This window comes from Streptomyces sp. NPDC004629, from assembly GCF_042873595.1.
Taxonomy (GTDB): Bacteria; Actinomycetota; Actinomycetes; order Streptomycetales; family Streptomycetaceae; genus Streptomyces.
Window position 1 is genome coordinate 1 of sequence record NZ_JBIALO010000065.1, and the last position, 15064, is coordinate 15064.

A 15064-nucleotide genomic window follows, 5' to 3' on the forward strand; every position below is an offset into this window, starting at 1 on the left:
GCCGCTGCCTCAAGCGCTACCTCGCCCGACGCCTCTACCGCCACCTCAACGCCGCCGCGGCTGAGTTGGGGGTTGACGGGACATAGAAGCTTCATCAAGGAACCCGCCCTCGAAGGGCCTCCGAAGCCGCTGCGTACCTTCCGCCGCCGACGCCCCTACAACTCGCCCAGTTCGGCGGCGTACGGCGGCTCCGCCCCCGCCCGCGAGCACGTGATTGCCGCCGCACGTGCCGCGAACCGCAGCAGCCGAGTCCAGCCGTCGGCGCCCAGGCCCGCCAGCGCCCCGGCGGACAGGGCGCCCTGTGCGGACAGTCCGTGCAGCAGGGCCGCGTTCACCGTGTCGCCGGCACCGATCGTGTCGACGACGTCGACCTTCTCACCCGGCACGGAGTACTCCGCGCCGTCCCGGGTGAAGGCGGTGAGCCCGTCACCACCCCGGGTGACCACCACGGCCGAGGGGCCCGCGGCCAGCCACTCGCGCGGGCTGCCGCCCAGCCACTCGGCGTCCTCCTCCGAGAGCTTCAGCAGCGTCACGGAGTGCAGCCAGCTGCGGAAGCGGGCCCGGTAGGCGTCCGGGTCCGCGATCAGGCCCGTGCGGATGTTCGGGTCGAGCGCGGTGAACAGTCCCTGCCCGGAGGCGGTCCGCATCAGCTCTTCGTAGGCGCTCGCCCCCGGTTCCAGGACGAGCGAGCAAGTGCCGAAGGACACGGCGCGCGCCCCGGCCGGGAGGGCGGCCGGGGCCGCGAAGAGGCGGTCGGCGGTGCCCTCGACGTAGAAGGAGTAGGCAGCCGAACCGCTCCCGTCGATGGTGGCGACCGCGAGGGTCGTCGGCTCCGTGCCGCGCTGCACGCCCGAGACGTCGACACCCGTGCCGCGCAAGCCGTCGAGCAGGGCCTCACCGAAGGCGTCGTAGGAGGTGCGCGAGCAGAAGGCGGTCGGGGAGCCCAGACGGCCGAGGGCCACGGCCGTGTTGTAGGGGCCGCCGCCGAGCGCCGGCTTCAGCTCCGCCAGGGCACCCGTGCCCTGCGGTACCAGGTCGATCAGAGCCTCACCGGCGACGACGATCACGAGACGCTTCCTTTCGTGGGCTGCTCGGGCTGCTCGGGCTGGTCCGGTTGCCGGGGGTGTCGGGGTTGCTGGGCGGGCTCCGGTGGCCCGGTCCGCACGGAGGGCTCAGGGCAGCCGCACGATGTGCGGTGCACGAAGGCACACGGGAGCCTGACCGTCCGTGCAGGGCGGTCCGGTGCGGCCAGGCGGTCCAGCAGCACACGGACGGCCTGTGCGCCGATCTCCCTGCTGGGCTGGGCGATCGCGGTGAGCCGGGGCGAGAAGAGGTCCGCCCAGGCGAAGTCGTCGAAACAGCACAGGGCGATGTCGTCCGGCACCCGCAGGCCCCGGTCCCGCAGGGCCCGCAGGGCACCGATGGTCATCGCGTTGTTGGCGGTGACGAGGGCCGTGGGCGGAGCAGCGAGGGACAGCAGGGCCGCCGTCGCCCGCTCGGCGCCGGCCGACTCGGAGTTGCCCGGCGCAATGAGGCGTTCGTCGTGGGAGAGACCGGCGGCGGCGAGGCCGTCCCGGTAGCCGGCGATCCGTTCATCGGTGGTGCTGAGCCCGGGCAGTCCGGCGACCAGGCCGATCCGGCGATGGCCCAGTCCGGCGAGATGGGTGACCAGCCGTGCCATGGGCTCGGCGCCCTCGGCGCAGACCTGGTCGAAGGGCGGCGCGTCGGCGGTCGCCCCGTCGAGTCGGTCGCCGATCAGCCGGTCCAGGAACACGGTGGGTACGGCATGGCGGCCGAGGTAGGCGATGAGGTCGCGCGGATCCGCGGACGGGGCGACGATCATGCCGTCCACGCGTCGCTCGTGGAGCAGTTGGACGACCTTGCGTTCGTGCCGTGGGTCGTCGTGCGGGTCGGCGATCAGCAGGCCGTAGCCCTCCTCCAGGGCACCGGCCTCGACGCCCTGGAGGATCTCGGTGAAGTAGGGGTTGCTGATCGCCGACACGGCGAGCCCGATGGAGCGGGTCCGGGAGGTCACCAGGGAGCGGGCGAGGGTGTTGGGCGTGTATCCGAGCCGGTCGACCGCGTCCAGCACGGCCTGACGGGTATGGGGCAGCACGGGACGCGTGTCGTTCAGCACGTGGGAGACGGTCGCCACGGAGACGCCGGCGCTCCGTGCCACATCGGCCATGGTGGGCATCGCGCTTCCTTCCCGGCGGGCTGCAGCGGTCGTTCTGGCCGGGAAGGTACCTCATCCGAGGGCCGCGCGTAAACGCTTGCGCAAACGCTTACGCCGACATCGCCAGCTCAGGGCCTCCCCCTCGCTGCTAGCCGGCCATGCCCGGCCACCCGCGGGGAACTCCGGGGCGGGTCGCCGGATAGGGTCGACCCCGCACCGCCCCCTGACCAGTGGAGCCCCAAATGCCCGCCCGACCGTCCGCAAGTCGTCGTACCGTCCTTCGAGGAGCCGCCGTCGCACCGGTGGCCGGGCTCGGACTCGCCGCCTGTTCGGCACCGGGCGGGACCACATCGGACGCGACGCCGACCGCTCCGGTCGAACTCGGCGCCGAGAGCGAGGTCGCCCAGGGCGGCGCCCAGCTGTACCGGGACCACAATGTCGTGGTCAGCAGGGACGCCGGGGGCACGCTGAAGGCGTACAGCACCATCTGCACACACGCCGGGTGCCCCATCAACAAGCTGGAGGGGACGACGCTGATCTGTCCCTGCCACGGGAGCGAGTTCGACGCCATGACGGGCAAGGTGGTGCAGGCGCCGGCCACCGAGCCGCTTCCCGAACTGCCGGTGAAGGCGTCCGGCGGCAAGCTCATCGCGGGGCCCGGCGCCTGATCAGCGGGGCGGCGGGCTCACTCCCAGTGCCAGCCGATCCCGATGATGCCCGGCCGCACCCGCGGCTCGACCAGGTGCACCGAGCGGTGCACTCCGCTGAGCGGCAGTTCCTGCCGGCCGCTGCGCGGCGCCGCGGCGGAGTGCTGAGTGAAGCGATGACAGCGGGCGGGGAGGGCGTCCGCGTCGAAACGCACCTGGAGGGCGTACTGACCGCCCGGGAAGGCGAAGCCGCGCACGTACTCGCGCGAGGGTCCGGCCGTGCCGTCTTCGACGCCGTACCGGAACAGGAAGGTGTCACCCGAGCGCAATCGGGTGCCGAAGAGCAGTTCGGCGACCAGGACACCGGTGTCCTGGTCCCAACGGATGCGCCCCGTGCGGCAGTTCTCCAGGGCGTGCACCGTCATCCGGTCGGGCGCGCAGCCCGGGTCGCCGTGATGGACGGCCACGAAGCGGTCGACCCCGTCGCGGTGCGCCCGCACGATGTGGTGCGACTCGCGGCCGGCCAGTTCACGGCGCGCGCCCACCCGTACTCGCTCGTGGTGGCCCAGTGCGTGCAGACCGCCGTCGAGGCTCCAGCCCAGCTCGGCCTGGAGCCGGTCCAGGACGCCGGAGGCCTCCATCCGGGAGCGGTACGAGTGGGCCGCGGAGCGCTGGGCGGCCGGGCCCTCGTCGGTCTCGGCGAGCAGCCGGATCAGTGACTCCTCCGGCAGCTTGAGTATCTCCTCCAGCGCGCGAACGGCCCGCAGCGACTCCGGGCGCTGTGGCCGCCGGGCACCCTGCTGCCAGTAACTGAGGCTCGTGACACCGACCTTGACCCCGTACCGCGACAGGTGGTGCTGGACGCGCTGGAGCGGCAGGCCGCGAGCGGCGATCGCGGCGCGCAGCGCGACATGGAAGGGGCCGCCCCGCAGGGCCGTGTCCAGTTCCTCGCTGGCGAGGTCCGCGTGCTGTGTGCCGTGCCGCATGCACAGGGGCCTTTCTGTGAGGGTTCGCTACGGCGGGTCAGACCGTTCGCGCGGGTCTTCGGGGTCACCGCGGTGGCGGCCGGGGACACCCGCTTATCCGTACGCCTATCCGTGCGCCGTCGTTCACGGTCCCGAGTTCCACCGCATTGAAGCGTGTTGACCAATCCCGGACAACACCTCGGGACCAACCGCCGTACGCGATCGGCCGCCGTGACCGCGGCCCGCGGCCGACCGAGTCGGCCGCGGCACGGGCCGGCCTCCCTCGACAGCCGGCTGCCCCGCCCGTCCGGCCGCCGAGGGGCCCTCCCGCCCCCGTGGTCGGCCGCCCCGCCCGCCGCCCCGCGCCCGGCCACCGAGCACCGAGGGTCCGCCGCCGTCCCCACGGCCGCCACCCCCAGTCCCGCCCGGCCCGCCCTGCTCTGCCCCGCACGGCGTCGTCCCACCCCGCAATCCGCACAGCTGGCGCGCTGACGGGCGACGAGGCGGTCGTGCGCTGCGGCGGCGGATCGCCGGGGCGCCCTCGAAACGTGGCTCGATACCGAGGGGCGGAGCGGCGTTGTCCACAGGCCCGTCGGACTGTCCCCGCCCGACAGTAGGGTGTGAGACATGGCCGATCCTTCCAGCTACCGCCCCAAGCCGGGAGAGATTCCGGACTCTCCCGGGGTGTACAGGTTCCGTGACGAGCACCGCCGGGTGATCTACGTCGGAAAGGCGAAGAGCCTGCGTCAGCGCCTGGCGAACTACTTCCAGGACCTGGCGAACCTCCACCCGCGCACCCGGACGATGGTCACCACGGCCGCGTCCGTGGAGTGGACCGTCGTGTCCACGGAGGTCGAGGCGCTGCAGCTGGAGTACTCATGGATCAAGGAGTTCGACCCCCGGTTCAACGTCAAGTACCGCGACGACAAGAGCTACCCCTACCTCGCGGTGACGATGAACGAGGAGTTCCCGCGCGTGCAGGTGATGCGCGGTCACAAGAAGAAGGGCGTCCGCTACTTCGGGCCGTACGGGCATGCCTGGGCCATCCGCGACACGGTCGACCTACTGCTGCGGGTCTTCCCGGTGCGCACCTGCTCGGCCGGTGTCTTCAAGAACGCCGCCCGCACCGGCCGCCCCTGCCTGCTCGGCTACATCGGCAAGTGTTCGGCGCCCTGCGTCGGCAGGATCTCCGCCGAGGACCACCGCGAACTGGCCGAGGAGTTCTGCGACTTCATGGCCGGCCGCACGGGCACGTATCTGCGCCGCCTGGAGCGGCAGATGAGGGAGGCGGCCGAGGAGATGGAGTACGAGCGGGCCGCCCGCCTGCGCGATGACATAGAGGCCCTGAAGAAGGCCATGGAGAAGAACGCGGTCGTGCTCGCCGACGCGACCGACGCCGACCTGATCGCCGTCGCAGAGGACGAACTGGAGGCGGCCCTCCAGATCTTCCATGTCCGCGGCGGGCGGGTGCGCGGCCAGCGGGGCTGGGTGACCGACAAGGTGGAGGAGGTCACCACCGGCGCCCTCGTCGAGCACGCCCTCCAGCAGCTCTACGGCGAGGAGAAGGGGGACGCGGTACCCAAGGAGGTCCTGGTCCCCGCCCTGCCGGAGCCGGTCGGACCCGTGCAGGAATGGCTCACCGGGCGCCGCGGGTCCAACGTCTCCCTGCGCATCCCTCAGCGCGGTGACAAGAAGGCCCTGATGGAGACCGTGCAGCGCAACGCCCAGCAGGCGCTCGCCCTGCACAAGACCAAGCGCGCCTCCGACCTGACCACCCGCTCGCGCGCCCTGGAGGAGATCGCCGACGCCCTCGACCTGGACAGCGCCCCCCTCCGGATCGAGTGCTACGACATCTCGCACCTCCAGGGCGAGGATGTGGTGGCTTCCATGGTCGTCTTCGAGGACGGGCTCCAGCGCAAGAGCGAGTACCGCCGCTTCCAGATCAAGGGCTTCGAGGGCCAGGACGATGTCCGTTCCATGCATGAGGTGATCACCCGCCGCTTCAAGCGCTACCTCGCCGACAAGGAGAAGACAGGCGAGTGGGTGGACGAGGACGGGGAGAACGGCCTCAAGGATGAGGACGGCCGTCCCAAGAAGTTCGCCTACCCGCCGCAACTGGTCGTCGTCGACGGCGGCCAGCCGCAGGTCGCGGCCGCCAAGCGGGCCCTGGACGAATTGGGCATCGACGACATCGCCGTCTGCGGCCTCGCCAAGCGGCTGGAGGAGGTCTGGCTGCCCCAGGACGACGACCCGGTGGTCCTGCCCCGCACCAGCGAGGGCCTTTATCTGCTCCAGCGCGTCCGTGACGAGGCGCACCGGTTCGCCATCACCTACCAGCGCGCCAAGCGTGCCAAGCGGTTCCGGGCCGGGCCCCTGGACGACGTGCCGGGCCTCGGCGATACCCGCAAACAGGCGTTGATCAAGCATTTCGGCTCGGTGAAGAAGCTGCGGTCCGCGACAATCGACCAGATCCAGGAGGTGCCCGGCATCGGCCGCAAGACGGCCGAGACCATTGCGGCGGCCTTCGCCCGGGCGGCCCCGGCCGCACCCGCCGTGAACACGGCGACCGGAGAGATCATTGAAGACGAGGAACCCGATACGACGGGGGGTTCCTCGGGGGAGCCCGTGACCGCGGGCGCCCCGGACGAACGACGGGGGCAGGAGAGATGACCGAGCACGACGCGCAACACACAGCGGAACGAGATCGAAAGCTCAAGGAAGCGAGCGAGGATCAGCCTCAGCACGCGGTCCGGGAAAACGGAGAGGCAGTGAGTACGGACATCACGACGGCCGGGGTCCCCGAGGCGGCCATCCCCGAGCTGGTGATCATCTCCGGCATGTCCGGAGCGGGCCGCTCGACAGCCGCGAAGTGCCTGGAGGACCTGGGCTGGTTCGTCGTCGACAACCTTCCGCCCGCCCTGATCCCGACCATGGTCGAGCTGGGCGCCCGCTCCCAGGGCAACGTGGCCCGGATCGCGGTCGTCGTCGACGTGCGCGGCCGGCGCTTCTTCGACAACCTGCGGGAATCCCTCGCGGACCTCGACACCCGGGGGGTCACCCGGCGGATCGTGTTCCTGGAGTCCTCCGACGAGGCCCTGGTGCGCCGCTTCGAGTCCGTGCGCCGCCCGCACCCCCTCCAGGGCGACGGCCGTATCGTCGACGGCATCGCCGCCGAGCGTGAACTGCTGCGAGAGCTGCGCGGCGACGCCGACCTGGTGATCGACACCTCCAGCCTCAACGTGCACGAGCTGCGCGCCAAGATGGACGCCCAGTTCGCCGGCGAGGAGGAGCCCGAGCTGCGGGCCACGGTGATGTCCTTCGGCTTCAAGTACGGCCTCCCGGTCGACGCCGACCTGGTCGCGGACATGCGCTTCTTGCCCAACCCGCACTGGGTCCCGGAGCTGCGCCCGTACACCGGCGTGCACGAGGAGGTCGCCGCGTACGTCTTCAACCAGCCCGGCGCCAAGGAGTTCCTTGACCGGTACGCCGAACTGCTGCGCCTCATCGCGGCCGGCTACCGCCGCGAGGGCAAGCGCTACGTGACCATCGCCATCGGCTGTACCGGCGGCAAGCACCGCTCGGTGGCCATGTCGGAGAAGCTCGCCGCGCGGCTCGCGGCCGAGGGCGTGGAGACGGTGGTCGTGCACCGGGACATGGGACGGGAATGACGCCACGTACTCCGCGGCTGAGCAGGCTGCGCCTGGCGGTCCCCGAGGCACGTGCGAGCCGCCCCACCGAGTCCCGTGGCGCCCGGCCACGCCGCCGGGGCGCCCAGCCCAAGGTCGTCGCCCTGGGGGGCGGCATGGGCCTGTCCGCCTCGCTGGCCGCGCTGCGCCGGATCACCGGTGACCTCACCGCTGTTGTCACCGTGGCCGACGACGGCGGCTCCAGCGGGCGGCTGCGTGACGAACTGGGCGTGCTGCCGCCCGGCGACCTGCGCAAGGCGCTGGCCGCGCTGTGCGGGGACGACGACTGGGGCCAGACCTGGGCCCGGGTCATCCAGCACCGCTTCGAGTCCCAGGGCGATCTGCACGATCACGCGGTCGGCAATCTGCTGATCGTCGCCCTGTGGGAACAGCTGGGCGACCATGTGCAGGCCCTCGACCTGGTCGGCAAGCTGCTCGGCGCGCACGGCCGGGTGCTGCCCATGTCGGCCGTGCCGCTGGAGCTCCAGGCCCTGGTCAAGGGCCATGATCCGGCCCGGCCGGAGGAGGTCGACACGGTGCGCGGGCAGGCGACAGTGGCGCTGACGCCCGGCGAAGTGCAGTCGGTGCATGTCGTGCCGCACGATCCGCCGGCCGTACCCGAGGCCGTCGCGGCGGTCCTGGACGCGGACTGGGTGGTGCTCGGCCCCGGCTCCTGGTTCTCCTCGGTCATCCCGCACCTGCTCGTGCCCGAACTGTTGGACGCCCTCATCAACACCAAGGCGCGCCGTGTGCTGTCCCTGAACCTCGCTCCGCAACCGGGAGAAACCGAAGGCTTCTCCCCGCAGCGTCATTTGGAGGTTTTGGGGCGACACGCCCCTAAACTCGCCCTGGACGTGGTGCTGGCCGACGAAGCCGCCGTGCCCGACCGGGAATCGCTCACCGAAGCCGCCAAGCGGCTCGGGGCGGCGGTCGAGCTGGCGCCGGTGGCCCGGACCGACGGCTCTCCCCGGCATGACCCGGAGCTGTTGGCCGCCGCGTACGACCGTATTTTTCGGATGCATGGAAGGATCGGCCCATGGCGATGACGGCAGCGGTGAAGGACGAGATCTCCCGGCTCCCCGTCACCCGGACCTGCTGCAGAAAGGCGGAGGTCTCCGCCATTTTGCGGTTCGCCGGCGGCCTTCACCTGGTGAGCGGGCGCATTGTGATCGAGGCTGAGCTGGACACCGCGATGGCGGCCCGTCGGCTCAAGCGGGACATTCTGGAGATCTTCGGCCACAGTTCGGAACTGATCGTGATGGCGCCCGGTGGGCTGCGCCGCGGCTCGCGCTACGTCGTACGGGTGGTCGCGGGCGGTGACCAGCTGGCCCGGCAGACGGGACTCGTCGACGGCCGGGGGCGCCCGATCCGGGGCCTGCCCCCGCAGGTGGTCTCGGGGGCCACCTGCGATGCCGAGGCCGCCTGGCGCGGGGCCTTTCTGGCGCACGGCTCGTTGACCGAGCCCGGCCGCTCCTCCTCCCTGGAGGTGACCTGCCCGGGACCGGAGGCCGCGCTCGCCCTGGTCGGCGCCGCCCGCCGGCTGTCGATCGCGGCGAAGGCACGTGAGGTGCGCGGCGTGGACCGTGTGGTGGTGCGCGACGGCGACGCGATCGGCGCCCTGCTCACCCGCCTCGGTGCGCACGAGTCGGTGCTGGCCTGGGAGGAGCGGCGGATGCGCCGCGAGGTCCGTGCCACGGCCAACCGGCTCGCCAACTTCGACGACGCGAATCTGCGGCGCTCCGCGCGTGCGGCCGTCGCCGCGGGCGCGCGTGTCCAACGGGCCCTGGAGATCCTGGGCGAGGAGGTTCCCGAGCACCTTGCCGCCGCTGGCCGGCTGCGCATGGAGCACAAGCAGGCGTCCCTGGAGGAGCTGGGCGCGCTCGCCGACCCGCCGTTGACCAAGGACGCGGTCGCCGGCCGGATCCGCCGACTGCTCGCCATGGCCGACAAGCGCGCCGCCGACCTGGGCATCCCGGGCACGGAGGCCAACCTCACCGAGGAGATGGCGGACAACCTGGCGGGCTGACGGAACCGCTCCGCCGCCGGCGCCGCCCTGCACCGCGGGCAGGCGCCCGCGTCCCCGACCGCAGACAGGCCGATCAGGCGACGGCGGGTCCGGTCGACGCCGTGACGAGCGCGCCGACCTGACGGGTGCTCGCGTCGAGGAGCGTGCCCGCCGAAGACGTGTGAAGTCGGCCGACGTCAGGGGCGTGGGCGGCGGGGCGGCCGAGAGTTGGCCGCGCCGGCGCGCCCCCGTCGCTCGCGTCAACTCGCCGTCGCGGGCAACGCTTTGGAGTGACTTTCCCGGCGGCCCCAGCGCGGCGCGTCCCTCGAAACGGTGAAATCGGCGGTCCGGTGTCGTCGGACACCCGCGGACGTGCCCCGTCCCGTCGCGCGGTGGCGGCGGGTCGGGCGGTCCGTACCCCTACTGACGGGTACGGGCCATCGTGCCGTGTATGGGGCATCTCGATGTCACCGACGGGGCCTCGGGGAGGTAGGGTCGGGGGTGGTCGGGGACATCCCATACAGCTCGCCGGCAAACGAAGGCCGGCGTACCAACGAGGAGATCGGTTCGTGACGATCCGCGTAGGCATCAACGGCTTTGGCCGCATCGGTCGTAACTACTTCCGCGCGCTGCTGGAGCAGGGTGCAGACATCGAGATCGTGGCTGTCAACGACCTGGGTGACACCGCGACCACCGCTCACCTGCTGAAGTACGACACCATCCTGGGCCGCCTCAAGCAGGAGGTCACCCACACCGCCGACACCATCACCGTCGACGGCCACACCATCAAGGTGCTCTCCGAGCGCGACCCCGCCAACATCCCGTGGGGCGAGCTGGGCGTCGACCTCGTCATCGAGTCGACCGGCATCTTCACCAAGCGTGAGGACGCCGCCAAGCACCTCGCCGGCGGCGCCAAGAAGGTCATCATCTCGGCTCCGGCCAAGGATGAGGACATCACCATCGTGATGGGCGTCAACCAGGACAAGTACGACGCGGCCAACCACCACGTCATCTCCAACGCCTCCTGCACCACCAACTGTGTGGCGCCGATGGCGAAGGTCCTGGACGAGAACTTCGGCATCGTCAAGGGCCTGATGACGACGGTGCACGCGTACACGAACGACCAGCGCATCCTGGACTTCCCGCACAAGGACCTGCGCCGCGCCCGGGCCGCCGCGGAGAACATCATCCCGACCACCACCGGTGCCGCCAAGGCCACCGCCCTGGTGCTGCCGCAGCTCAAGGGCAAGCTGGACGGCATCGCCATGCGCGTCCCGGTCCCGACCGGCTCCGTCACCGACCTGGTCGTCGAGCTGGGCCGCGAGGTCACCAAGGAAGAGGTCAACGCCGCCTTCCAGAAGGCCGCCGAGGGCGAGCTGAAGGGCCTCCTCGACTACACGGAGGACCCGATCGTCTCCTCCGACATCGTCAACGCCCCGGCGTCCTGCACCTTCGACTCCTCCCTGACCATGGTCCAGGAGGGTAAGAACGTGAAGGTCATCGGCTGGTACGACAACGAGTGGGGCTACTCCAACCGCCTCGTCGACCTGACCGTCTTCGTCGGCGGCCAGCTCTGATCGCCACACCAGGCGCCACTTCGATGTGAGTGCAGGGCTCGGGCAGCGCGACCGCGCGCGGTCCGAGCCCTTACGCGCGTGTTCAGCCCTCGTACGATCACGAGCCCTCTCCGGGAGTCCCATCCATGAAGACGATCGACGAACTCCTCGCCGAAGGCGTCGACGGCAAGCGGGTCTTCGTCCGCGCCGACCTCAACGTCCCGCTCGCCGACGGCATCATCACCGACGACGGCCGCATCCGCGCCGTCCTGCCCACCATCAAGGCCCTCGCCGAGGCGGGCGCCAAGGTGGTCGTCGCCTCCCACCTGGGCCGCCCCAAGGGCGCCCCGGATCCCGCGTTCTCGCTGCTGCCCGCGGCGGAGCGGCTGGGTGAACTCCTCGGCGCGCCGGTCGCGTTCGCGCAGGACACCGTCGGCCCCGCCGCCCACGGCGCCGTGGACGGCCTGCAGCCCGGCCAGGTCGCGGTCATCGAGAACCTGCGCTTCAACCCCGGCGAGACCTCCAAGGACGACACCGAGCGCGGCGAGTTCGCCGACCGGCTGGCCGCCCTCGCGGACATCTACGTCGGTGACGGCTTCGGCGCCGTGCACCGCAAGCACGCCTCCGTCTTCGACCTCCCGGCCCGGCTGCCGCACTACGCCGGCTACCTCATCGTCACCGAGGTCGGCGTGCTGAAGAAGCTCACCGACGACGTCAAGCGTCCCTACGCCGTCGCGCTCGGCGGCGCGAAGGTCTCCGACAAGCTCGCCGTCATCGACCAACTGCTCGGCAAGGCCGACCGTCTCCTCATCGGCGGCGGCATGGCCTACACCTTCCTGAAGGCCAAGGGCTACGAGATCGGCGTCTCCCTCGTCCAGGAGGACCAGATCGCGGCGGTCACCGAGTACCTGGAGCGTGCCGAGAAGCAGGGCGTCGAACTGCTGCTCCCGGTCGACGTGGTGGTCGCCCCCGCCTTCCCGGACCTGAAGGCCAAGGCGGCGACCGAGCACTCCGTGGTCGACGCCGACAAGATCCCCGCCGACCAGATGGGCCTGGACATCGGCCCGAGGACCGGCGAGCTGTACGCCGCCAAGCTCGCCGACGCCGCGACCGTCTTCTGGAACGGTCCCATGGGCGTCTTCGAGCACCCCGACTACGCCGAGGGCACCAAGACGGTCGCCCAGGCCCTCGTCGACACGGACGGTTTCACCGTCGTCGGCGGCGGAGATTCCGCCGCGGCCGTGCGCACGCTCGGCTTCGACGAGACCGCATTCGGCCACATCTCGACCGGTGGCGGCGCTTCCCTCGAATACCTAGAGGGCAAGACGCTCCCCGGCCTCGCCGCACTGGAGGACGACCAAGCATGAGCACGCGCACGCCGCTGATGGCGGGCAACTGGAAGATGAACCTCAACCACCTGGAGGCCATCGCACACGTCCAGAAGCTCGCCTTCGCCCTGGCAGACAAGGACTACGAGGCCGTCGAGGTCGCCGTCCTGCCGCCCTTCACCGACCTGCGCTCCGTGCAGACCCTGGTCGACGGCGACAAGCTCAAGATCAAGTATGGTGCCCAGGACGTCTCGGCGCACGAGTCCGGTGCTTACACCGGCGAGATCTCCGGACCGATGCTGGCCAAGCTGAAGTGCACCTACGTGGTCATCGGCCACTCCGAGCGCCGCCAGTACCACCGCGAGACCGACGAGCAGGTCAACGCCAAGGCCAAGACCGCCTTCAAGCACGGCCTGACCCCGATCCTCTGCGTCGGCGAGGAACTGGACGTCCGCGAGGCCGGTGACCATGTCACGCACACCCTCGCCCAGGTCGAGGGCGGCCTGAAGGACCTCACGGCCGAACAGGTCGAGACGATCGTGATCGCCTACGAGCCCGTGTGGGCCATCGGCACCGGCAAGGTCTGCGGTGCCGCGGACGCCCAGGAGGTGTGCGCGGCCATCCGCGGCAAGATCGCCGAGCTGTACTCACAGGAGGTGGCCGACAAGGTGCGCATCCAGTACGGCGGCTCCGTGAAGTCGGGCAACGTCGCCGAGATCATGGCCCAGCCCGATGTCGACGGCGCCCTGGTCGGCGGCGCCTCGCTGGACTCCGACGAGTTCGTCAAGATCGTCCGCTTCCGCGACCAGTGAGCCACGGGGGCACGGCCCCGGCCGGTCCCGCCCCGGAGGCGGCCCGGCGACGCCGCAAGTAGGCGGCAGCGGAGATACGTCGTACCCTTGCGGGGGCTGGTAGGTACCTGCCGGCCCCCGTCGTCCATCCGAATCCGAGGAAGTTGGTCCAGCCGTGGTTTTGGGGTTCTCGATCGCCCTGATCGTCTTCAGCCTGCTGCTGATGCTGCTGGTGCTGATGCACAAGGGGAAGGGCGGCGGCCTCTCCGACATGTTCGGTGGCGGCATGCAGTCGTCCGTCGGCGGCTCCTCGGTCGCCGAGCGCAACCTCGACCGGATCACCGTGGTGATCGGTCTGCTGTGGTTCGCCTGCATCATCGTGCTCGCCCTGCTCATGAAGACGAACAGCTGAGTGACGCATACGTTGCGAACGTAAGGCCCCATGTTCGGTACGTGCCTCTGGGCGCGGCCTATCATGGGGCTTGCGTCTGGTTGAGGGGACGGTAACTCCCATCATTGGACGCGCGTTGGGCCTTACGTAGACTGAGGCGCTCGCAGCGGAGCGGAACGCCGACTCGCTTCGCGGCACCATCACGCAGGGAGTTACGACCGTGGCAAGTGGCAACGCGATCCGAGGAAGCCGGGTCGGGGCGGGGCCGATGGGCGAGGCCGAGCGGGGCGAGTCCGCCCCGCGTCTGCGCATCTCCTTCTGGTGCTCCAACGGGCACGAGACGCAGCCCAGCTTCGCCAGCGACGCGCAGGTTCCCGAGACCTGGGACTGCCCGCGCTGCGGCTTCCCGGCCGGACAGGACCGGGACAACCCGCCGGACCCGCCGCGCACCGAGCCGTACAAGACGCATCTCGCGTACGTACGGGAGCGGCGCAGCGACGCGGACGGCGAGGCGATCCTCGCCGAGGCGCTCGCCAAACTGCGCGGCGAGATCTAGCAGTTGACAACCGGCCGGACGCCCGTGGGCGCCTGGCCGGAGCCGTTTGGCGGGGCTGCGGCCACCGTCCGCGGACCGATTGTCAGTGGTGCCCTTTACGGTTTGTGCATCGGCGAATCGTGAGGGGGACACATGACGGGGGTCGCGGCGGTGGACAGGAGTGCGCCCGTGGGACGGGGCGGGGGATACGGGGGATCCGGACGGCTGTGGACGGCCGCCGTCTTTTTCCGCTTCACGGCCCCGTTGCGCGCCGCCATGACCGCCGCTGGTTACGCTCTGTGGCTGCTTTCGGTCATGCTCCGGACGGTCTTCGAACACGCCTCCACAACCCCTGTGTGCGCGCTGCGCCGTCACCCCGCTGGGCACCAGCGGCATGGGCGCCCTGATCGCGAGGCCGGTGCCGCACGGCGTACGCCGGCCGCACGCCTGGACCGCGGGATATGCCGGCGTTGATACCGGCGGGCAAGCCGGACGTATCTGTTGGTGCGCCGCACGACGGCGCTACGGGACGTCATGTCACGCCCTGATCAATTAGGTTGGGACCGGCAGCGGGCAAGGCACGCAGCAGGACAGGTGTAGGAAAGAAGGCTGAAGTCCGAAATGAACGCAGACGGCCGTACCAGGCTTGACCAGAAGCCCGAGTGGACCGCGCTGGCGGAGCACCGCGAGCAGCTTGCCGACTCCCACCTGCGGGACCTGTTCGCCGCCGATCCCGGTCGCGGCGCCGGCTACACGCTGCATGTCGGTGACCTGTACGTCGACTACTCGAAGCACCTGGTCACGGACGAGACGCTGGCGCTGCTCCAGGAACTGGCGGTGGCGAGTGATGTGTTCGGGTTGCGGGATGCGATGTTCCGTGGGGAGAAGGTCAATGTCACGGAGGACCGGGCGGTGCTGCATACGGCGTTGCGGGCGCCGCGGGATGCGGTGATCGAGGTCGACGGGGAGAACGTGGTTCCCGCG

At 70.8% G+C, this 15064-nt stretch carries 13 protein-coding genes and 1 pseudogene; 11 read left to right on the forward strand and 3 right to left on the reverse strand.

All coding sequences use genetic code 11. From position 1 onward, the window contains the following. Positions 1-155: 155 nt before the first annotated feature. Both ACFYTE_RS41635 and ACFYTE_RS41640 read right to left on the reverse strand, forming a co-directional pair. A complete protein-coding gene (locus ACFYTE_RS41635; protein WP_388722422.1) occupies positions 156-1067 on the reverse strand; it encodes a carbohydrate kinase in 912 nt (303 codons plus the stop codon). After that, positions 1064-2197 (reverse strand): LacI family DNA-binding transcriptional regulator, encoded by a 1134-nt coding sequence (locus ACFYTE_RS41640; RefSeq protein WP_388722424.1) that lies wholly within the window; start codon positions 2195-2197, stop codon positions 1064-1066. The genes ACFYTE_RS41635 and ACFYTE_RS41640 overlap by 4 nt, the downstream gene beginning before the upstream one ends. A 221-nt stretch (positions 2198-2418) precedes the next feature. Here ACFYTE_RS41640 and ACFYTE_RS41645 point away from each other — a divergent pair, with 221 nt between their 5' ends. After that, on the forward strand, positions 2419-2844 hold the full coding sequence (locus ACFYTE_RS41645; protein ID WP_388722426.1) for a Rieske 2Fe-2S domain-containing protein: 426 nt from the start codon (positions 2419-2421) through the stop codon (positions 2842-2844). A 17-nt stretch (positions 2845-2861) separates the two neighbouring features. On the opposite strand, the gene ACFYTE_RS41650 is transcribed toward ACFYTE_RS41645, so the two are convergent. Continuing rightward, positions 2862-3809, reverse strand: coding sequence for a hypothetical protein (locus tag ACFYTE_RS41650; RefSeq protein WP_388722428.1), 948 nt, complete (start codon positions 3807-3809; stop codon positions 2862-2864). Positions 3810-4415: 606 nt separating this feature from the next. On the opposite strand from ACFYTE_RS41650, the gene uvrC reads away from it, so the two are divergent. From uvrC to ACFYTE_RS41700, 10 genes and pseudogenes are all read left to right on the forward strand, one after another. Further along, on the forward strand, positions 4416-6458 hold the full coding sequence (gene uvrC / locus ACFYTE_RS41655) for an excinuclease ABC subunit UvrC (protein ID WP_388722430.1): 2043 nt from the start codon (positions 4416-4418) through the stop codon (positions 6456-6458). Beyond that, positions 6455-7456 (forward strand): RNase adapter RapZ, encoded by a 1002-nt coding sequence (gene rapZ, locus ACFYTE_RS41660; protein WP_388722432.1) that lies wholly within the window; start codon positions 6455-6457, stop codon positions 7454-7456. The genes uvrC and rapZ overlap by 4 nt, the downstream gene beginning before the upstream one ends. Beyond that, a complete protein-coding gene (gene yvcK / locus ACFYTE_RS41665; RefSeq protein ID WP_388722434.1) occupies positions 7453-8520 on the forward strand; it encodes a uridine diphosphate-N-acetylglucosamine-binding protein YvcK in 1068 nt (355 codons plus the stop codon). Before rapZ ends, yvcK begins: the two co-directional genes overlap by 4 nt. Beyond that, positions 8511-9500: a DNA-binding protein WhiA gene (gene whiA / locus ACFYTE_RS41670; RefSeq protein WP_351746563.1), complete on the forward strand. Its 990-nt coding sequence runs from the start codon at positions 8511-8513 to the stop codon at positions 9498-9500. Before yvcK ends, whiA begins: the two co-directional genes overlap by 10 nt. A 548-nt stretch (positions 9501-10048) precedes the next feature. Then, positions 10049-11056: a type I glyceraldehyde-3-phosphate dehydrogenase gene (gene gap, locus ACFYTE_RS41675; RefSeq protein ID WP_388722436.1), complete on the forward strand. Its 1008-nt coding sequence runs from the start codon at positions 10049-10051 to the stop codon at positions 11054-11056. Between the two features lie 125 nt (positions 11057-11181). Then, complete coding sequence (locus tag ACFYTE_RS41680; protein ID WP_388722438.1) at positions 11182-12402, forward strand: phosphoglycerate kinase; 1221 nt, start codon at positions 11182-11184, stop codon at positions 12400-12402. Further along, positions 12399-13175, forward strand: a complete 777-nt coding sequence (gene tpiA / locus ACFYTE_RS41685; RefSeq protein ID WP_388722440.1) for a triose-phosphate isomerase — start codon at positions 12399-12401, stop codon at positions 13173-13175. The genes ACFYTE_RS41680 and tpiA overlap by 4 nt, the downstream gene beginning before the upstream one ends. Positions 13176-13335: 160 nt before the next feature. Next, positions 13336-13566, forward strand: coding sequence for a preprotein translocase subunit SecG (secG, locus tag ACFYTE_RS41690; RefSeq protein ID WP_388722442.1), 231 nt, complete (start codon positions 13336-13338; stop codon positions 13564-13566). A gap of 199 nt (positions 13567-13765) precedes the next feature. Then, positions 13766-14101 carry an RNA polymerase-binding protein RbpA gene (locus tag ACFYTE_RS41695; protein WP_003976875.1) on the forward strand — a complete coding sequence of 112 codons (336 nt, stop codon included), beginning with the start codon at positions 13766-13768 and terminating at the stop codon, positions 14099-14101. A 600-nt stretch (positions 14102-14701) separates the two neighbouring features. Continuing rightward, positions 14702-15064 (forward strand): annotated as a pseudogene (locus ACFYTE_RS41700) (glucose-6-phosphate isomerase); the annotation flags it as partial.

What these genes read in the sequence shown, in the direction of transcription:
- ACFYTE_RS41645 (WP_388722426.1), top strand. Translation starts at nt 2,419, where the DNA reads ATGCCCGCCCGACCGTCCGCAAGTCGTCGTACCGTCCTTCGAGGAGCC.
- tpiA (WP_388722440.1), top strand. Translation starts at nt 12,399, where the DNA reads ATGAGCACGCGCACGCCGCTGATGGCGGGCAACTGGAAGATGAACCTC.
- ACFYTE_RS41680 (WP_388722438.1), top strand. Translation starts at nt 11,182, where the DNA reads ATGAAGACGATCGACGAACTCCTCGCCGAAGGCGTCGACGGCAAGCGG.
- whiA (WP_351746563.1), top strand. Translation starts at nt 8,511, where the DNA reads ATGGCGATGACGGCAGCGGTGAAGGACGAGATCTCCCGGCTCCCCGTC.
- ACFYTE_RS41640 (WP_388722424.1), bottom strand. Translation starts at nt 2,197, where the DNA reads ATGCCCACCATGGCCGATGTGGCACGGAGCGCCGGCGTCTCCGTGGCG.
- ACFYTE_RS41650 (WP_388722428.1), bottom strand. Translation starts at nt 3,809, where the DNA reads ATGCGGCACGGCACACAGCACGCGGACCTCGCCAGCGAGGAACTGGAC.
- uvrC (WP_388722430.1), top strand. Translation starts at nt 4,416, where the DNA reads ATGGCCGATCCTTCCAGCTACCGCCCCAAGCCGGGAGAGATTCCGGAC.
- rapZ (WP_388722432.1), top strand. Translation starts at nt 6,455, where the DNA reads ATGACCGAGCACGACGCGCAACACACAGCGGAACGAGATCGAAAGCTC.
- yvcK (WP_388722434.1), top strand. Translation starts at nt 7,453, where the DNA reads ATGACGCCACGTACTCCGCGGCTGAGCAGGCTGCGCCTGGCGGTCCCC.